This is a genomic window from Marinifilum sp. JC120 (genome assembly GCA_004923195.1).
Lineage (GTDB): Bacteria > Desulfobacterota > Desulfovibrionia > Desulfovibrionales > Desulfovibrionaceae > Maridesulfovibrio.
Genome location: RDSB01000002.1, coordinates 1 through 19960, shown reverse-complemented (window position 1 = coordinate 19960; position 19960 = coordinate 1). Strand labels below are relative to the sequence as shown.

The 19960-nt window shown below is 44.3% G+C and carries 15 protein-coding genes; 9 read left to right on the top strand and 6 right to left on the bottom strand.

Annotated elements, in window-relative coordinates; all coding sequences use genetic code 11:
* Nucleotides 1-198: 198 nt before the first annotated feature.
* On the top strand, nucleotides 199-3861 hold the full coding sequence (locus D0S45_02725) for a hypothetical protein (protein ID TIH19111.1): 3663 nt from the start codon (nucleotides 199-201) through the stop codon (nucleotides 3859-3861).
* An 891-nt stretch (nucleotides 3862-4752) separates the two neighbouring features.
* Here the strand turns inward: D0S45_02725 and D0S45_02720 are convergent.
* The 5 genes from D0S45_02720 to D0S45_02700 form a co-directional block, all read right to left on the bottom strand.
* Nucleotides 4753-5721 carry a hypothetical protein gene (locus D0S45_02720; GenBank protein ID TIH19110.1) on the bottom strand — a complete coding sequence of 323 codons (969 nt, stop codon included), beginning with the start codon at nucleotides 5719-5721 and terminating at the stop codon, nucleotides 4753-4755.
* Nucleotides 5711-6097 (bottom strand): hypothetical protein, encoded by a 387-nt coding sequence (locus D0S45_02715; protein TIH19109.1) that lies wholly within the window; start codon nucleotides 6095-6097, stop codon nucleotides 5711-5713. The genes D0S45_02720 and D0S45_02715 overlap by 11 nt, the downstream gene beginning before the upstream one ends.
* Nucleotides 6098-6511: 414 nt before the next feature.
* Nucleotides 6512-8302 (bottom strand): toprim domain-containing protein, encoded by a 1791-nt coding sequence (locus D0S45_02710; GenBank protein ID TIH19108.1) that lies wholly within the window; start codon nucleotides 8300-8302, stop codon nucleotides 6512-6514.
* Nucleotides 8302-8544 carry an AlpA family phage regulatory protein gene (locus tag D0S45_02705; GenBank protein ID TIH19107.1) on the bottom strand — a complete coding sequence of 81 codons (243 nt, stop codon included), beginning with the start codon at nucleotides 8542-8544 and terminating at the stop codon, nucleotides 8302-8304. The genes D0S45_02710 and D0S45_02705 overlap by 1 nt, the downstream gene beginning before the upstream one ends.
* A 99-nt stretch (nucleotides 8545-8643) precedes the next feature.
* Complete coding sequence (locus D0S45_02700; protein TIH19106.1) at nucleotides 8644-9435, bottom strand: hypothetical protein; 792 nt, start codon at nucleotides 9433-9435, stop codon at nucleotides 8644-8646.
* Between the two features lie 313 nt (nucleotides 9436-9748).
* Between D0S45_02700 and D0S45_02695 the strand changes: the two genes are divergently transcribed.
* From D0S45_02695 to D0S45_02670, 6 genes are all read left to right on the top strand, one after another.
* The gene (locus D0S45_02695; GenBank protein ID TIH19105.1) at nucleotides 9749-10000 is read left to right on the top strand and encodes a ribbon-helix-helix protein, CopG family; all 252 of its coding nucleotides are present in this window, start codon (nucleotides 9749-9751) and stop codon (nucleotides 9998-10000) included.
* Nucleotides 9987-10274, top strand: a complete 288-nt coding sequence (locus tag D0S45_02690; protein ID TIH19104.1) for a type II toxin-antitoxin system RelE/ParE family toxin — start codon at nucleotides 9987-9989, stop codon at nucleotides 10272-10274. Before D0S45_02695 ends, D0S45_02690 begins: the two co-directional genes overlap by 14 nt.
* Before the next feature lie 26 nt (nucleotides 10275-10300).
* Entirely contained in the window at nucleotides 10301-11812 is a 1512-nt protein-coding gene (locus D0S45_02685; protein TIH19103.1) for a caspase family protein, read from the top strand.
* Nucleotides 11813-12078: 266 nt separating this feature from the next.
* Nucleotides 12079-13209 carry a nitrilase gene (locus D0S45_02680; GenBank protein ID TIH19102.1) on the top strand — a complete coding sequence of 377 codons (1131 nt, stop codon included), beginning with the start codon at nucleotides 12079-12081 and terminating at the stop codon, nucleotides 13207-13209.
* A gap of 260 nt (nucleotides 13210-13469) precedes the next feature.
* Nucleotides 13470-15041 carry an apolipoprotein N-acyltransferase gene (lnt, locus tag D0S45_02675; protein ID TIH19101.1) on the top strand — a complete coding sequence of 524 codons (1572 nt, stop codon included), beginning with the start codon at nucleotides 13470-13472 and terminating at the stop codon, nucleotides 15039-15041.
* Between the two features lie 67 nt (nucleotides 15042-15108).
* Nucleotides 15109-15465, top strand: a complete 357-nt coding sequence (locus tag D0S45_02670; GenBank protein TIH19100.1) for a hypothetical protein — start codon at nucleotides 15109-15111, stop codon at nucleotides 15463-15465.
* Between the two features lie 103 nt (nucleotides 15466-15568).
* On the opposite strand, the gene D0S45_02665 is transcribed toward D0S45_02670, so the two are convergent.
* On the bottom strand, nucleotides 15569-18241 hold the full coding sequence (locus tag D0S45_02665) for a glycosyltransferase (GenBank protein ID TIH19099.1): 2673 nt from the start codon (nucleotides 18239-18241) through the stop codon (nucleotides 15569-15571).
* 245 nt (nucleotides 18242-18486) lie between these two features.
* Between D0S45_02665 and D0S45_02660 the strand changes: the two genes are divergently transcribed.
* Both D0S45_02660 and D0S45_02655 read left to right on the top strand, forming a co-directional pair.
* Complete coding sequence (locus tag D0S45_02660) at nucleotides 18487-19008, top strand: hypothetical protein (protein ID TIH19098.1); 522 nt, start codon at nucleotides 18487-18489, stop codon at nucleotides 19006-19008.
* 16 nt (nucleotides 19009-19024) lie between these two features.
* Nucleotides 19025-19960 (top strand): paraslipin (locus D0S45_02655; GenBank protein ID TIH19097.1); only part of this gene is annotated, 936 nt, incomplete at its 3' end.

The following is a 19960-nucleotide window of genomic DNA, read 5'->3' as shown; positions in this document are numbered from 1 at the left end:
TCATTAAATAAGTCGTCCCGCTCTTCAAGTATGAAATTTATTTCAAAATACAGAGAAATATAAGCAAAAAATGTCGATCTGTGAATTATATTTCCGGTTTGACATGAATAAATCAATAATAATATTAGCCTGTTGCATAGGTGGAGATCCAATTTTCTGGGGTTAGTTAGTAAGTTTAATAAGCAGGAGTATTTATAAATGAAAATGAGCAAGAAAATGAAAGCGGCCATTACAGTTGCTGCTATCGCTGGTACATGCGCGCTATCCAGTCCGTCTTATGCGGCTTGGACTTCTGATGCGCCTAGCAAACTGGCTGTGGATATTACAGCCGGTGCTGTTACTAATTCAGGCAATGAAGGCATGGTCATCGTTGGGGCCGAAGGTAAAATTTACCGTATGTCTCAGGATGCAATGAGAGGAAATGATCCGCAATGGTCCAAAAGAACAACCTCCGTGACCGGAGATTTTGCAGATGCCGTATACGAGACAACCTCTTCAGGATATTTTTGGGCTGTTACGACTACAGGAGAACTTGTCAGCAGTTCCGATGGCTCCATGTGGTCAGTTGTAACTATAGCTGATCCTGCCAAAGCCGCAATTGCAGGTAAGACTATTGCTGGACTTGCCACCTGCGGAGACGGTGCAGGTGATAGCGATATAGTTATCGCGACTCAAGATGGTGTTGTCGTCTACTATGATCAGTCCGAAACTTCATGGAAAGTGACAGCAGCAGACCTCGTCGGTGAAAACATTGCCACAGCCGGAATCACCGGCATTAAAGACCTGACCGGAGAAGACGGCAAGGTCGTTGTTTTCGGTAAAGGTGGCGGCAACGGTAACGCCAACAACCTTTATACACTTACCCTTGGAAGTGACTCTGTCGTGGGCTTCAATGTTGAAAACTGCCCGAATATCAATGATATCTCCATTCAGGCCAAAGGCGCATGGTATGCTGTCGGTGACACTGCCACAGCCGTTAAAGGCTCGCAGGACCTTACCGGACTGACTGCCAACATCACAACCGCAAAGCTAGCGCCCAAACAGGCAGACGGTACTACCGCCTATACCGGAACATCCAACCTGCTTTCAATTGAGTACAGCAACTCTGACAGCCTTGGCTATATCGCCGGTGCTGAGGGCAGTCTGTTCAGACTTTCAGGTGAGGAAGTAGTCTCCAAGTCCAGCGGTACATCCGAAGACCTGAATGATGTAAACCTTGTTATCAATGGTGCAACCAAGAGGGCTTTTGCTTCCGGTAACAACGGTGCATCCATGTACGGTTCCGAGTCCTACTGGTCTGATATCAGTTCTGTGACCGGACTACCCGGCTCCGGAACTCCTGATCCTAGAGCAGTTCTGTCCTATGGCTCAACTTTTTATATGGCTGACGGTACTACCAAGAAACTGTACACTTCCACTGATCCCAACTCTTCATGGACTGAGGCATCAATAGAACCCGCACGAAGCGCCATCCCTAATACAGACTCAAAGCCCGTGGCCGGCACAACTTCCGGTGGTGACACCTACGTAGCTGTCACTGGTGGTGATGGCATAGATAATTATATCCTTATTTATAAAGCAGGTGAAACAACAAAGCAACCGGGGGCGGTTAACGTAGGTGGGGGAATAGCAACATCTCATTTAGCTGTTGTAAATTACAATAACGAACCGGTTTTGTTTAAAGCTGTCAGTACAAGCTTTGGGGCAAGGGATCTTGGAGTAATTTCATCTTTTGAATCTTTTATGGGGTCCGGTAGTGGTCTTAGCGGGGGGGTACAATCCCTTGCCGCATCAACCAATGGTCTTTACGGGATTGATTCAGGCATAAAAACTACTGTTTACGCCCGTGTTACCAACGCTGGTGCTGATGATCATTTAGATGTGAGTAAAACCGAAGTCGGTCCGGGATGGACAGCTGTAACCGATATCACCGCATATATCGGTAGCCTTGGCGCAACAGCTGAAAAATTATTTTCTGTGACCAATGGCGTTGTTCTGGTTACCTCTGATGGCAAGTTGCACTTGATCACTGATCAGGCCGGAGCTGATGTAACCAGCAACCAAATACAAATCAAAGCCCTTAACTGCCCTGCAACCGGAATTGATGCTGCGAATGAAATTCGCGATATTTCCGGTTCTGCAACTGACATGGCTATAGTCACCAAACCCGGCGGAGCAGATGACCCTGAAATCTGGCGTTATACTGAGAGCGGCGGCTGGGAAAACTATAAAGACCTTGAAAATGCTTTAGGAATCAGCTTCCCCCTCGGTGTTGCAGCTTCCGGAGCCAAAGTAGTTACTTTTGATTTTGACGAACTCGGCTACTCCGCAGGTAACACCTTCACCGCCGCAGTGCCCAGCGGCGCGCTTCCGGTGGGCACAAGAATCAGCAGCGTCTTCAACGCAACCAAGAGTGAAATCTATGTAGCCGGTCAGGACGGTCTGCTCTACAACGGTACTCTGAAGGAAGGTGCTGGCTCCATCGTCTGGAAGGAAAAACGCTATAATGATTCATTCTTCGGTGCTAACGACTTCAATAAAGTAAGCGGTGCCGGAGATAAGGTTGTCGTTTCCTACGGGACCACAGGTGACGGCCTTGCGTGGAAGGATTTGAGTGCAACTGAATGGACTGAAATCGGAGTAAATTCAGGAGCCACAGGCACTGTCCTTGATATGCAGGCTCTTGACAGCTCTACTGTATACTTCGGTACTAGCGGGCGTGGCTTGGTAAAAGGTATTATGAGTGGTAACCAGATTACCTACACCGAGCAGGGAACCGGTGGCGGTGCTGCAATGCCTAGTCGGCTCGATGCCTTGAGCATTCTGGATGCAGACACCATCTATGGTGTAACCTCAGACAAATTGTACAAGTTCGACTCACCTTCAGGCGTTAACTGGACCGTCACTGATGTAAATCTGACCAGTCCTCAGACTTTGAACGATGTCGTCGCTATAGCAAGCGATAAAATATATGTTGTAGGTAACAGCGGTTACGCTGCAAGCTATGATGGCAGTTCTGCAACCAATTTGCCTGCAATCACCGGCAACCCGAACCTGATTTCCTGCTGGGCATACGAAGGTTTCCTTTATGCTGCCGACGATGCTGGTAAAGTTCATACCTACAACGTTGAAACCAAAGCATGGTCCACTGAAACTGTCAGGGATGGTGTAGCTCTCACAGATATCAGCGGTTCTTCCAAAGGCCAGTATCTCCTCACAGTAGGTGCCGATAGCACTTCATATCTTGATGAGATCAACTCTTCCGGCGGCGGTTCTAAAAATAACTACGTCAACCCGAACAGCGAAGACAGTGCTGTTGTAGATTCCGAGGTTCCGGTAAAAAGAACCCCGGAAGTTCTGGCTCAGACTTACGGAACTCCCCCGGATATGGCTGTTGTAAGTGATGTACAGAAATTCACCACTACCGGCGGTGTTGTCAGTGGTTCAACCCACACCTTTACTTTCAACTTCACACCTACTGAGAATTACGCTTTCAACGATGTAATTCTTTACAAGCTAAAGGCGACCGGAAGCAACCTGACTTACAATCGCTTAAGCTCCGCTCCGGCAAGCCCCAGTTCCGGTGATTTCTGGATCACCACATCTACTGGTGGAGCAATAGGCGCAGGTGATACCCTCACTACCGGCACTACCTACGCCGTTTACTTTGCGCTTGCAGACGGCAGCCAGTATGATGATGACAACGTTGATGGTAAAATCACCGACCCCGCTGTTCTTGGCACCACTTCCGGAGGTTCATCCGGTTGTGTCTTCAATCCGGCTCAGACTTTCGGCATGGAATGGCTGTTGCTGGCATTCGCACCTGTTGCAGCATTCTTCCGCAGTAGGTTCAAGAAATAGTAAACTATGTGATTTGTGTATTACATAAAATGCAAAGCCCCTCTTTCAGGTGAAGGAGGGGCTTTTATAGTTAGGCCGACTGAGACCAAATAAAAAGATGATTCCTTGTCATTGCCGAGCTATGGTATATCGAATGCGCACGTCTTTGATTCCTTCATTGAACATGGGGTCAATTATTTTGCTAAATACATTTGATATGCTGGACATCTTTTCGCCAGTAGTGGACGGGAAAACGAGGTCTGAGTTTTGTCCGTTATGTTTTTCGCGACGATTTGAAAGCATTAAGAGCGTATCTTCCAGCAAATATGCTTGGCGGTTAACCTTTCCTTTTGTGTCTCGGATTGAGAGCAGCTTTCCGGCAAGGTCAACGTCATGTCATGTTAGGGCGGCGATTTCTCCGAAACGCAGGCCGCAACGCAAGGCAAGCAAGGCCATGTCGTGAGTATGTCCGCCGTGCTGTTTAAGCTCGGTAAGTAAGGTCTGGGCCTCTTCAAATGTGAGGAAGCGTTCCCGGCGGTTGTCTTGCTTGGGAATTGAAACTTGCTGAGTAGGGCTGCTGCCATGAACAGAGTTGTCTCGGCGTGCTTGATTTCAAAGCTGGGAAATGACAGCGAACACATATTTGATTTGTATTAGTTCCGACTTGATCTGACAGTCAGCCTCTTTTACAAAATCCCCAACTTATACAATATAATTACCACACCAAACAAAACCCCAGCTAGTGAAAAAAGAAATGTAATTCCGATGTTTATGTAGGTGTTTTTCCGCACTTCATTTTGCATATAGTTATAGACTTCGCATGCCTCCTCATGAGCTTTTCCGGCTTGCTTGTTGACTAGCTTACATATCGCTATACAGCGGCTTACGTCTCTTTCTAATAACCTTACGGCCTTAACGGGAAAATCCCTTGTTTCTTCGATGGTTTTTTCTACTGTCCGAGTTGATTCCTTGATTACTTTTTGAAATTCTTTCAAAAGCTTGATCAACTCCATATTGCTCTCGATTTTGTGTTGCTCCTGCTGGCTCAGCAATCCCAAGCGGGCTTCCATCATTGTGATTTCGTCCACTTCTGGAGTCTCTTCTTTCGCAGCCGATAAATTCTTTATTCTTTTCATTTTGCTCATATAATCCTCTTTTTTGCAGTCCGTTCCAAGAGTAACCTTTACCTAGGGAACTGCCTTTCATGGTTATTCCATTCAGCGCAAAACTAATGCCTCTGATATTTCCATTTTTGGCTCGGTTGAGTCGAACTTCAATATTGTTTTCTTTTAGTTTCTTTATGAATAAATTAAGGTCTTTGTTCGTGTTTAAAGTTTCTTTTACCTTGTTTTGCAGTTGCATTCTGATAGGCAATTCTCCTGTTCGGAGAGCTTTTTCAACTTCATTTTTGGTTAATGCTTTTGAATCGACTTCTTTGCTGTTTGCAACAATTTGCAGGTCGTATTTTTTCTCAAGTTTTCGCATTAATTTTTCTTGCTTTCTGAAATCATTACTGTCGCTTACGACTTCTCCTTGCATGGTTACTCGGTTAACTACAATGTGAATATGTGGATGTTCTGTGTCTGTATGTTTCGTTGCAATATATTGGCAGTCGCTAAACCCCATTGCTTGTATGTATTTTTGCGTGACGTCACGCCATTCCTTGTCTGTTAGGTTTTCTTGCGGAGCCAGACTGATACTTGCATGGCAAACTACTTTTTTTAAATTGGGCCGCAAATTACGAATAGCTCCAAATTCCTGCGCCAACTCTCTCGGCTCTTTTTCAGCCATATTGGTTGTTAAAATAGATGCACCAGCTTTCCCGAGGTCATAATCCAAAGCTCCGCGAAAACCTGTGCCTTTTACGAGTTTAGCTATCATTCTTCGCAGCCTTGTTTAGGCCTAGCAGTTCACAGCGTAGTTTTGTGACAGCTTCGTGCGTTTCGTTGATTAGTTGCTCTGGGATTGCGTTCCTATCTAAACGATAGCTAAGCTGCAAAAGCTGATTAAGATTGCTCCCAAGCTTTGATAATTCGGCGTAAGCTTGTCTGTTTACGGCTGGGACAACTAAGCGTTTTATGTCCTTTTGTATGGATAGCTCTCGTAAGCATTGCGAAAGAGATAAATTTAACATTCGGGCTTTGCTGGCTAGCAGTGTCCGCTCTTTTAAATTCACACGGACGCCAATCACGTACTGTCTGACATCCTCGCTTGGGAGAGTGGGACGACCTGTTTTTTTCTGATTGTTATTTTTCATCTTGTGATTTTGCTTTTTGTGCTTTGATTTATTTCTTCCCCGCAGGGCAAGCGTTTAAGTGAAACGAAAACATGGCTTGCTCCTTACCTCTGACAATCCCGCACGACTATAATGTGTCAATTGCGACTGCCATCTATATTCATTCGAAGACGCCGAAACAGAGTCAGGATTTAACTGTCCCGCGTCCTCTCTGCTAGGATGTGGTACAGTGGGACAACGCCGCATTTTGCTTTAATTTAGTGCTTGGCAGAGTTCTATTTCAGCTTCATTTGCTAATTTCATTTTTTCCAACAGAGAACTTTAATCAAGGGGATAGGGGGCAAATATTCTCTCATAATTTAGGAGCGAATTTTATTGTCCCAGTGTCCCGAACCCCATAGAATTTAAAAGCGGGACTGGCAGTCTATTTTGCTCTCAATTCGTGGCTTCCAATCTCTTTTTTAGCCTGTGTACTGCGGATTTGGATTTTCCCATTTCTTCAGCACAATCTCGAATACTCAGGCCTTCTGATAAAAGAACTTTGAGTTCGTCTAATTCAGCATCTTCGATATCTTTAATCTTCCAGTAAAAGGATTCTTTTTCGCTGCATAGGAGTGCTTCAAAGGGCTTCACGTCTTCGCCAGAAATTCCACGAGCTTTGGTCAAGTGAACCTCGAACCTAGCCCCCTCTGTCATTTTGTATTGTTTAGGGCGGCGTAGGCTGATCACAGTGTCCATGATATCTTCTCTGGCACTTGTGCCTCGTTGGTCGCCAGATTTACCCGCATGATGGATAAGTAGAACTGCAATTCCTCTGCGCCTTAAGTCCAGCAGCCACGACTGCATACTTTGCCACGACTGAGCTTCGTTTTCCTTACCTGTCCGGCATAGGGTGGCAATATTGTCTAAAACCAAGAGAGAAATGTCTTTTAACAGCGGTTCAAGGGCTTGTTGTCCTGCATAAGTAGATAGATCGGGCATGGGGCAGGGCTGAATGTCCGGAGTAACAAGGACAAGGTTGTTCGTGGCATTAGGAGGAACGTTATTTCCCATAGCAAGGTATGCTAACCGTTCCTGCATTGCTCTTGCTGGCATTTCACCATCAACATATAAAACTCTACTTTGATTGGATGCTCGCCATTCAAAAATTTCTCCTCCACCGGAAATAGCCAGAGCCATGCTTAACGCTGCAAAGGTTTTACCTATTCCACGAGGTGCATACATAATGACTAACCCTTGAGTCGGAATAACTGGTTTCAATAGAAATCCTCGTTCTGGTAGGGGCATTTCTAGAAAATCTCCTAGTTTAATTGCACATAGTGCTTGCGATTTCTGTGCTTGAATATGTGTAGAGTAGGCCGCTTCAATCTGCGTTGAAACTTCTCCAAGTCCTTGGCTTAAATGCAAGTCGTTAAAATCTGATCCTTCAACAGATAAAAATGAAGGAGTTGCTATGGACAAATTAGCGATGGTTAAACACGTTCCAGCGTTCTTTTGACCAGCTTCATCCGCATCGGCACATATGATTATGGGGATTTGTGGATTTTTTTTACGCAGGAATAAAGCGACAGCCTTTAAATTGTTGGCTGAGAAGGATAAGTAAGTTGTCTCTTTTGAGGCGAGATAGATGCTTGCAGCCGTGGCATAGCCTTCACATAGATAAATTACTTTTTCAGGGTTTTTGCCAAGGTAGAAGAATCCGCCATTTATTTTCCCGCCAGTTAGGAACCGCTTTTTACCATCTGGAAAAATACGCTGTAAACTTTGTACGGACTCACTTTCTGAAAGAATGGGGATTATGAGTTCGCCATTTCGACCTTGGAAAAGGTTGTCATTTATAGGCAGCTTCTTGCGCTGTAGGTATTCACTGTGTGTGCAGGGTAAACAGCTTTGTAAGATGCTTGCAGCTCGGGCTCTCGCTTCTTCGTGACGTCGCTCTTGCTCTAGTCGCTGCTGTTTTCTGATGCCAGCTAACCGTTCCTGAGCTTTTGCTTGATTCGCAGGTGTGTCTGTGGTGTTTTTGGGGGAATATGAACCCTGATTTCCCGTTTCCCAATTGCACCACCACAAAACGGCAGGATCGTTGTTATGGATTATGTAGGCTGCGTTCTTCTTATGAGGCTTGGTGTGTGTTGCAGTCCGGTGCAGCTGGCCGTCACGAATTAAATTTTCGCTTGAGATTCCATGCTCTTCTAATATCTGTTTGAATTCATTCAGGTAAGGCATTATTCATTACCCTCGGCAAAAGGATAAGAATTTCCGGTTTGAAGCTTCTTAACAAGTTCATAGATTTCAGCCGCATTCCAAGCGACGGTTCTCTCAGATAATTTTATTGATCGGGGATACCTTCCGCTCTCAACTCCGCGCAACCATGTACTTCTGGCCACGGGTATAATTTTGAGGACATCCTTGAGACGTAGGAATCCTGCATGTGGATTTAAAAGAAGTTCTTTTTCATTACCTTTCATTAATTTTCTCCTGTGTTGTGTTTTTTGACATCAGGAGAAACCATACGTTTTCTTATTAATTCAACAAGATACTAAATTTATTTTAGGGCTTAAACTTTTTTAAGGGGTGTTCGGGCGTTCTTTCTGCTGGCTTTTAGCTGTTGTTCCGCCAAGTAGCTTTAAATCTACTGGAAGATATTGCCACGCTTCTGTGGCTCTTTTTTCAATGAATTTTATTGAAGGGGTCTTTTTCATAATATAGTTACTTACATCTGTGATGAACATTTCTCTAGATACCGTAGGAACTCCGTAAATGAAGTACGAGCTAAAAAAATTCCGAGAGGCATGAATGAGTGCTTTTTTATGTACTCTAACCGGTTCATTTACAGATTTTTCCCAAGTAAGAATCTTATCGAGGGCTATGGCGTAGTGATTTTTTAAGTCTTTATCCTTTTCCCATTTATCAACTCTGCTCGGTTTAACTCGGCTGTTTTCCGAGCATGGAAGCGGAATAGCGATAGTTGCTTGTTGTTTTCTCAGTTTATTTACGATTTCGGTTTCTGTCTTGGTCAGGATATTTTTTCCTTTAAGGTCGTATTGTAAAAGAATCACAAAAACCACGGACAGAAGAAGGTAATGTCTTAAGATTTTATGCCCGTTAGGAATGCAAAGTCGGCCATTTGCGCAGGCAATTGGCTGCTCTTGTAGTACTTTTTTTTGTCGAGCTTTTTTCTTTTTTATTCGGCTTCTTCCTTCCAAGAAAAATCCGGTTGGAAATATAGCGAGAATAGTGGCGAATCGGCAACAACGAGCTACCAAATCTGTTTCAAGTGCTACCCCCATTATAAGAAGTACTAACAACTTAAAAGTATCAGAATATTCCTTTTCCGTGAAAAGTGGTGGTTTTTCCATGTCTGCTCCTAATTGGTGCGTGTGCGTAATTGAAATGTGGAATTATATGAAAGCAATTGATACCATATAAAACTAATTAATCCAATTAGGTTAGTGCGTTACTGAATGACCTCAGGGGACGCTGTGGGACACTAAATGACGTTTTCTGAAATAAAAAATTAATTTATTTTTTTGAGTAGGGGTTGTGATGCGGTTTGAAATTTTTATGCTTCGTTCGACTCAGTTTTTATCTTTCTATGAAAATCTGATAAACAAAGACTTGGCTTTCGTATTACAGTGTAATATGTTGTAATACAAATGGAGGGCGTAAAAAATGATAAGCAAAGAACCGAAGAGTGAAGTCGTAACAATTCGTATGACTTCGGAAATGAAAGAGCGCGTTGAAAAGCTAGCTCAGGCAACTAATAGATCGAAGGCCTTTTTGTTTGGCGAAGCTATTTCCAGTTACCTTGATGTGAATGAGTGGCAGGTCAAAGCGATTCAGGAAGGACTGGACGAAGCCAGAAGCCCAGAAGCCAAGTGGACCTCTCAGGAAGACTTAGAGGCAAAGTATGCCGAGGATTAAATGGCTTGAACGGGCCGTTCAGGATTTGGATTCAATTTCCGAATACATAAGTCAAGATGATCCGAAGTCAGCTAGAAAAGTCGTCACAGCCATATTAAAAAATGTGAAGAGTTTGGAGCAGCATCCCCAAATAGGACGAGCTGGCAGAGTTTCGGGAACTCGTGAGTTGATCGTGCTTAAAGGCGCGTATCTCGTGGCTTACTGCTGTAATGAAGATGTCGAGATTTTGAGGGTGCTGCGGCATAGTCAGGATTGGCGGGGTGTTTTGGAGTAGGTGGGAAAACCAAAGGAGGAAGCTTTATGGGAAAAAAATTAGCAATACTGGTTGGCGTTGATAAATATGTAAATGAAAATGATTTGCCTCCATGTGGCAATGATCTTGAATTAATGTCTATATTCGTAAAAAAATCTAACCATTATGATGATTGTTTAACGGTTGAGTTGAGCCCAAAAGCATCCCTAGTAAAAAGTGAACTTTCTAATTTTATTCGTAGGTACCAAGAAGAAGATATTGAAGAAGTTTTCTTTTATTATACTGGGCATGGAACTACTATTGCTGATGATTTTTTATATTTATTTACAGATTTTGATAAGTCAAAGGCAGGACAGACTTCATTAAAAAACAGTGAACTTGATGGTATGCTTAAGTCGCTGAATCCTAATTTGGCCATTAAAGTTGTGGATGCCTGTCATTCTGGAACGGAATACATTAAGTCAGACATTGATTTACAACGTGTTTTTGAAAAATCGCTGGATCAAAAATTTGAAAAAACATATTTTCTTTTTTCATCAGCTAAACATGAAAGATCATGGGCACTTTCAGACTATAGTGTGTTTACAAAGAGCTTTGCACAATCATTGTTGGATTTTGAGAATAAAGAAATTAGATATAGAGATATAATGGATTATATTTCAGATGATGTCGCGGTCAAAAAACATCAAACTCCATTGTTTATACAGCAGGCAGATAATACGGAGCTTTTTGGGGAAATCTCATCGGAATTAGTTAAAGAGATAACAAATAAAATTTCAGAGCATTCCACTCCGGCAACTGGCGAAGAAAAGAATCAGTTGCCGGAAAGTGAAGAGGATGTTGATAGCAATTCTCAGCTGGATGGCGAATTTATCAAATTGGTAAAAGATTCGAGTCGAAAATATTGTGATGAAGAAGATGCTTTGAAATCTATTGCTAGCATTGCTAAATTTGTTAATGGGTATAAGTGGTCTGAAACATTACAGAAACTTTATGATATTGAAGTTGAGGAGAAACAGGGGCAGTTTCAGTTAAAAAGTTTAGCTAAAGTAGCTAAATGGATTCATGAGAATGGTGAGAGATATTTTGTTCAGATCAAATACAAGGACGAGAGCTATCAAGCTAAAGAAAAAGTAGAATATGAAAACGGTTACGGTTACAGTCGTGGAATGTTAGGTCTTTCAAATCTTTTTAATCAAGAAGTAAAATATAAAACAGTGACTAAAAGTAGAAAGGTTATATGCGGTTTTGAACATTCTGTAGAAGTGCCTTATTCTTCCCTTTTGGTTGTTTTTACTCCTAAAGAAAAAGCGTTACTATGGTTCAGTATATTTATTACATATGCATTTTCAAAGTCTAAAGTGACTATGTTTTCAAAATTTGAATTTGACGAAGAGGTTACATGGCAAGATAGGTCTGCTCGGGATGTCAACCAGTGGAAGATTGTTCATTGTGAGTTGAAAGATGTAGAGGCAATTAAAGCGAATGTTGAGCAATCCTTACTGGAGATCGATGAAGCTGTTATGGTCGAGTTGAAGGCTATGTTTCAACAAGTGTAAATATTATTTTCAACTTTTTTTCATAAATTTGAGTAACTCCCTGAGTAACTACAAAAATATAGCCCTCTAAATTCCATTAAAACAACCTCTTATCGTATCTATTCGAATCCCTCCCTCTCCGCCAGAATGTTATGAGGCCCTGACTGAAAAGTCAGGGCCTTTTTCGTTGTTAGCCCCAATCTATCTTTCCCCGTGCCCCATTCTTTTATTTCTGTTATCCTCCTCTCAATTCTGTCCATAATTTCCGGCGGCAGTGAACTTATTTAATGGGGGATGATATGAAAAAGATTTTTTGCTTCAGCCTTTTCTTTTTTTTCTTTCTTGCTTCTTCACTTTTGGCGGGCCCGCCTTGCCCGGACTGCTGCTCCCCGGAATACGGTAATACGGTGATGGACAGCTACCGTAAGCTGATGTTCAAGGACTCAGTTTATGGAGAGTTACCGGAAGCTGGCAAGGGAATACGGCTGGGTGTTTATCAGGCGCAGGCTGATTGTGGTCCCGGTGCATCTGTCAAGAATATGGACCGACTGGAAAAGGTTGCCGGACTGGCGAAGAAACGCGGCGTGCAGTTGCTCTCTTTTCCTGAGCTTTATGTGACCGGATACTCCTTAAGCCCGGAGCAGGCTAAGAAAGTAGCTGAATTTAAGGATGGTCCCAGCATTAGCCGTGCCCGCGCTGTTGCCAAAAGATTGAACATGGCTCTGATCGTTCCCTATGCTGAAAAGGCGAAGACCAAAGCGGGCATGCAGTATTTCGATTCCATTGCCATCATCAACGAACATGGCGAACTTTTGGACAGCTATCGCAAGGTCCAGCTGTATGCCGGGCAGGAGCGGGCAAACTGGGCATTCGGCGATACTCCGCCCAAAATGTTCAAGGTTTTCGGATTTCCGGTGGGTGTTCTCAATTGTTATGAAAATGAATTTCCCGAACTGGTGCGTTCCCTTGCTTTGCAGGGTGCAAAATTGATTGTAGGGCCTACCGCCGCAGACTGCTACTACACCATGCCAAGCGGCAAGCGTAGTGATGTTCCTTATCCTGATATTTCAACCCTGCTTTTGCCAGCATTCGCTTATGCTAATAATGTCTTTTATGCCTACAGCAACCGGGCTGGATATGAAAAGCGTGAAACCGGGGAATGGCACTATCGCGGTAACAGCATAATTATCGGTCCCCACGGTGATGTGATCGTCAAGGCCGGGCACCAGCAGGATACCATGCTCATTGCCGACATAATCCCTGAATACTATGGTGCAACCCATCCTGAGCAGGAGTATTACTACCTGAAAGACCGCAGGCCGGACCTTTATAAAGAACTTCTGAAAACAAAAGTAGATTTCCTGAAGGGCGGGTATGAATATCCTGTCCATAAAGATGGAAAGGAAATTCCGCGTTAGATTTTACTTTGCTTATACGTAGCGCAATTAATCCCGGTTCAGCTTTAGCTCTGATCCGGGATTTTTTGTAAGTAGAGCTTTCCAGCACGCTCCATAGACATACCCTCGGGATATAAGGTAACTCAACAATTATAAGGGATTTGCCAGTGTGAACGTATTTTTTTCTCTAGTTGAATTTAAATAATCAGGCGCAACAATAAGTGATTGAAAATAATTTATCATTTGGGTTCATAAAACACCCCGGCTGGTGGTTGGCATTAATGCTGTCGCCTGTTGCAGCTTTCCTGCTGGGGTTCTTTTTACCTTTTGAGCAGTATCAATGGTTAACATTGGTGGCGTTTGTCCCTTTGGCTCTCGTTTTGCGAGGGGCAGGGGGCGTTTCCGGTTTTCTGGCTGGCCTGCTTTTTGGGGCGATTTTCTGGGGGACAGGGACATGGTGGTTGCTGAATTCCATGGACTCTATGCTTCATTTATCCCCTGTGGAGGGATTTGGAGCTTCAGCCCTGTTTTGGGGCTATCAGGCTTTGCCCTTTGCCGTTTTTGGTTGCATTTGCGGATGGCTGAACAGACGAGGATATGTGGCTGGGCCTTTTTTTTGTGCCAGCCTGTTTACATTACTTGTTTTTTTGCGCCCTGTGCTGTGTCCTGCCTCCTGTGTTCTTTCTGTCGCGCTCTGGCCTGAGTTTATTCAGGTCGCAGATTTTGGTGGAGAATATCTGGTTTTTTTCTTTTGGGTGCTGCTCAATTGGCTACTGGCTGAAGTCTTTGTCGCGCTCCGTCTAGGAAATGTTCGAAGGGCATTTTTCTGGGCTGTTACTTTCACTGTGTTGCTTGGTGGTGTGCTTGCGTATGGCGAATTGAAGCTTAACGAGTATGGGGTGAATGCTGAAATTCCAGTCAATCGGACTTTGAAAGTTGCTTCAGTCCAGCCCAATGTTCCGGTCCGCTGGGGGACAGATGATGCTCCAATTTCAGCTTTTGCTACTGATGAAGAGATGTGCGCGCGAACTTTGACTGAGTATATGGATATTGTAAAAGGGGGCGACCTGATTGTTTTTCCTGAATTACCCCGGCTTAATTGTGCGGGCAATGAATTTGCTGCAAGCGGGCTGAATTCAGAACTACAAAATTTGGGAATTCCAGCACTTATTCCAAGTGACGAATACCGCTATGCCTCGGAATCCAAACAAAATTTATTGGAAGATGACAAGCAGCGTCAAGTTACGTCACAGGAGATTCTTGCCAAGTACAATTCAGTATTTGTTTTTCGGCCCGGAAAAGGTGTAATTCCGGTTTACCGGAAGGTTCGGCTTGTGCCTTTTAGTGAAGCAACACCCTTGCGTGATTTTTCATTCGTGCAGGGAATGTTGTGGCAGGGGATTGAAGTAACCCAAGGGGATGGGCCGAGGTTAATCTCCGTACAAGGGCTTGAAGTGCAGCCCCTGATCTGTTTTGAAACAGGTTTTTCCGGACTAGTGCGGCAGGGAGTTGCTTTGGGAGCGGATCTGTTGGTGGAAGTTTCCAACGATGGCTGGTTTGCTTCAAGAGATGCGGAAATGAAGCATCTGGGCATGGGGATTTTTCGCACAATTGAGTTCCGGCGTCCTTTGGTGCGCTGTAGCAACTCCGGCAGTGGCGTTTTTGTCCGGGCCAGCGGAGAACTTGATTATGCTACTCTGACGGAACAGAATAGCTCTGTAGTGATCAGTGCGGAAGTGTTTTCTCCTGAAGTGAGGACTGTTTACGCAAAATGGGGAAAACTTTGGATCTGGTTTACCGTGTTGGTTGTTCTCTGGAGGCTGAGCAGGGTGGTCTTGCGGAGTTATTTTTAACATTGAAATATTTAATTAGTCTTGCTATTGATTGAGCTGTGATATGTATAATAACTAGGAGGGCTCAATGAAGTCGCAAAAAAAGATACTAATAGTGATGCTGTTTACCTTACTTTTGTGCGGACTGGTCTCAACTACCTTTGCGTCAAAGGAAAAAAGTCCGGTGACCTGTCAGGAAGTAGGTGCTGTTACAGTAAAGTGTTACGACTGTTCTTCTGGAAAGGGAAAGTATCTTGGGAATGTTGCCATACTGGCTCGCTATGAAGAATCTCAAGGGAAAAAGTTTTGTGTACCTGCATCCGAAGCGCGGCAGCTATGCAGTAATAAATTTAATATTTCTAAATATAACATAGGTTATTCAGCCCAATTTAATTATCGAGCCAGCACTTCTACAGAGTATTATGATACATCTTGTGTTAAATGATTTGAAATTAATCGAAGTGTAAGCTTTGGTTTAAATGTAAGAATCCCGGATCAGTATCAAAGCTGATCCGGGATTTTCAATTTTTGTAAAGATATTAGGTTTTTTATTTCATAAGATGGGTCTTCGGCACCCTCAGAAGTGCTCCGGAACTGATGCCGCTCTGATTGATCAGTTTGAGGGTGACCATCATTTCATCCTCAAGGATGTAGCGGGCCCGGTCAGCTTTATGTCTGCGGAAGTCATCTTCGTACAGCCTGACCAGATCGACCGCGTTACCCATGGAGTTGATGGAGCTGCGTAGTATCCGGTGATATGATTCCATAGTCGGCTGCATGCTGAATTGATAGGTTCTGCCAGCAATTATCAGCGGTTCTTCAATGATTGTAAAAGGCTCGACAAGGGCCAGCCGCACGCACATATCCCAGCCTTGCTCATTCTCATTGGGTGATCTGAAAATTCCCACATCATTATGCATTCTGCGTTTATAGAGCAGCCCTCTAAGGTCGCAAATCTGGCAAAACATTTCCCGGACCTGCCCCATGGCCTGTACGGTTTGGGCGGCATTGTCTTTCCCGTGCAGTATGTGTCCGCATTTAACCGCCGTAATCTCGTCTTTGCCCTCAATTTGTTCCAGTAAAGTTGAAAGGCAGTGCGGCAGAAGTTTATCTGAAATGTCCGCCCAGAATATATGCTCTCCACGGGCTGCGAAAAGGCCGCTGTTAAGCAGTTCATGAAATTCGTTTGACCGATTGATTTCCCGGATCTTGAGGTCTGGAAAATTTGCAGCCAGAGCAGTGATGAAATCAGTTTCTTCAGTTTGGTTAAGTAGCAGCAGTTCAATTGATTTCTCGGTCTGTTTGGAGAGCATACCCAGAAATATGGGCAGCATTTTGAGCTCAGCAGCTTCTTTCATGGGAACCAGAATACTGATCTTGAAGTCGTGACTTCTCTCAGGCTGGGGCATGGTCGGTCTGAGGATGGTTTTATCTTTGGAAATAACCAATCCTTTGTTTACGTGCCTAATTCTGCCGTGTTTGTTCAGCTTATGCCAAGTCTTACCCATAACGTCTGTTACGCTTTGTGCAAATCCCCCGGCATTGCGCAGGGTGTCCGTTTCAAACATGGCGCAGGCACCGATCTCGTTGAAATGAGGCAGGGAATATGCTGCGGTACTTGCCTTGTGTTCAAAGCCGGAACCAAGGCGGGAAAACATAATTTCGTCAAAGCAATCATCGCTGCCGATGTATTCCATTTCCCGGTTGTCGCTGATGAGTCTTTTCAGATTCGGATAGCTGAGTACGGTATCTTTTTTGGTAAGAAAAATGTCTCGCAGGCTGTAGCAGAAATTTTCCGTGTACTGGCAGTCCGGTGTGGCTGTAACCGTGAACGGACCTGATGCTATTTCAAGTCCTTTATTCAGCATCTTATGGAGGTCTAATTGATTGGCATCCACATGGCGCAGGTAAAGGCGGTCTTTGTATTTTTCTTTTATGTTTGCTTCAATTTCGCCACTTTCATCCGTATCGAGGAGGATCAGCTCAGTGTGCAAAATCTGATCAAGCAAGGCTTCAATGCACAACCTGGTCTCATCATTCCACCTGTAGACAGGCAGCAGGATACTAACTTCAATCTCGCTTCTTATCTCATCAATGGATAGAGCTGCCTGCTCATAAAATTCAGTCGCAGTCTGCGGGCCTTCGAGAGCCAGTTCCCTGTAAAATTGATGCAGTTCCTCCTCGATATTTAAGCCCTTGCCCAAGTGATCGGTTACGTTTGTTCCTTCTGAATTATCGTATAGGGCCATGGGGGCGCCATGGTGAAAGTATAAGGACCAATGTTCCTTTCTTACGCATGCATAATCAGGGATACTTTTTACTTCCAACCCTACACTGCGTTCAGAAATCCCGATCAATTCAGGGGTGGGCTCGCCTAGAAGGGCCGGCTTCAGGCTGATGCCTTGCGCTTTCATGTCTTCACCGAGAGCAAGGTCGAGAAGGGTAGGGGCTATATCCATTGCCCTGATCAGTTCATGTTTTTTGCTTGGAGCAATTCCTTCTCCGAGGAAGGAGGCAAAGACACGGGTCTTGTTATTGGCAAATCCCCAGGGCATATTTTTATCATATTCAATGTAGTTTTCATTGAGAATGCAGCCATGGTCTGAAGTAATAACAACAATGTCGTCCGGGCCGGGAGCGAGTTTGTCCCAAAGAGCTTTGAAGTCAATGGCCTGCTTGGCAACGACCTTCAGGTATTCATCCGTAGTCCAGCGGTCTTTCTTGGTCCCGCCGAAGTCATGGATATGATAAAGATGGAAATTAGCAAAAAAAGGTTTCTTGCTCTGGCGGACCCTTTTGATGAAGTTGTCCCGTTTTTTATTGTCGTAATCCCGATTTGGAGTATGCATGAGAGTCGGATAACCGGCTTCAAATACGTCAAAACCGTGTTTGGGCTGGCAGGAGTCTAGGTTGCTGTCGGCCCAGCGGAAGGTTTGGTAGCCGTGGTGTTTGAAGTATTCGGTAACAGTCAGCACATCATCTTTAAGATTGCGGATGGATTGCACTTCATGGGTGATCATTCCGGTCAGTCCGGGGCGTAAACCTGAAAAATAGGATGGGGCTGATATGCGTGTTGAGCCTCCGCTGGTCATGACATCGGTGAACAGAGCACCCTGTTCAATAACTTCGTCAATTTCATTATATTCGGCTGTATCGGAAAGGCAGGAAGCCAGCATATCCGATCTTAGAGAGTCGATTACAATCCAGATTACGTTTTTCATGTGATGTACCTTTTTTGTTGTCCACTTCCTGTTGCCAGATATTTAACACGCATAACAAATTTCATGTCAACCAAATGGCAATAGTAAAGTACATGAAGCAAACTCTATTCCAAAGTTTGCTTAAATTTGATTTGCGAAAATCAACGGAGTTTTTGTGAATATTGATCAGTTCTTTTCTTTTTTGGAAAGAGCGCAATGATACAAATAATTGATTTCTATTGAATGAAGTGTTTATCTTGTGATAATTGGTATATTATGAATTCGTGTTGATTGAACGTCAAAATATATTTGAATCTAAGGAGTTGAGTGTGGAGGGACTTCCACTTTGGTTAATTTGGCTTGGTGCTGGGCTTGTTCTGGCTTTGCTTGAGCTTGCTGTTCCGGGAATGATTTTGATTTTCTTCAGCCTCGGTTGTCTCTTATCAGCGGCAACCGCGTATTTTCTTCGTGATGCACTGGTTTTGCAGATTATTGTTTTTTGTCTGGTCTCGGCTGGTTCATTGCTGGTCCTGCGCAAAACATTAATGGGCTGGTTTCAGGGCCAAGTCACTGATATTGTCGATGACGGGTACGATAGCTCTCCTGAAGGTGCGCTTGCAGAAGTTTGCAAGGACTTTACATCGGACGGTTATGGTCAGATAAGGTATCGGGGGTCATTCTGGAAGGCTGTTTCGGAAAATGGTCACGAGTTTAGCATTGGTGATAAGGTCAGGATTGTTTCATGGACTGATAAAAGTAAGACTTCGTTTTTAGTTAAAAAACTTTGACAGATGAGGTAAAGATATGGCTCCCGGTTTGATTGCTGTAATTTTCATTGCGCTGGTTCTAGTCGTAATAATAATAAAATCCATACGTATCGTTCCCCAGAAGACAGAGGCCATCGTGGAACGACTCGGTAAGTATCGGGTTACTCTCGGGGCTGGATTTCATGTTCTTTTTCCATTTATCGACCGAGTGGCATACGAATTTTCGCTTAAGGAAGAAGCTCTCGATACTTTGCCGCAAACCTGTATCACCAGTGATAACGTAAGTGTCGTGGTGGACGGTCTCATCTTTATAGAAGTTCAGGATTCCAAGGCCGCGGCTTATGGGATTGACAATTATCGGTTTGCAGCATCTCAGCTGGCTCAGACAGCACTTCGTTCCTGCGTTGGTAAACTTGCATTGGATAAGACCTTTGAAGAACGTGATTCTATTAATGCGCAGGTTGTTGAGGCTATTGACGCCGCCGCAACTTCTTGGGGAATTAAGGTTTTACGGTATGAAATCAAGGACATCACCCCGCCTGAAAGCGTGAAGGCGGCCATGGAAACCCAGATGATTGCCGAACGCAAGAAGCGCGCGGACATTGCCCGCAGTGAAGGTGAAAAGCAGGCCACAATTAATAAGGCTGAGGCGGCAAAGCTTGATGAAGTCCTTAAAAGTGAGGGTGAGCGTGAAAGGCTCATGAACGAAGCTAGAGGTAAAGCTGAAGCCATAACCACGGTCGCTGATGCCACAGCCAAGGCCTTGCATACCGTTGGTGCAACCCTGAATACATCAGGCGGAGCAGATGCAGCATCGCTCAGGGTGGCTGAACGTTACGTGGAAGCTTTCGAAGGTCTGGCCCGTGAATCAACAACTCTGATCCTTCCTGCCGAGGCCGGTAATGTCGCTTCCATGGTTAGCACTGCCATGAGCGTTTACGGTAAGGTTAAGGGAAAGAGCGGCAGCGTAAAA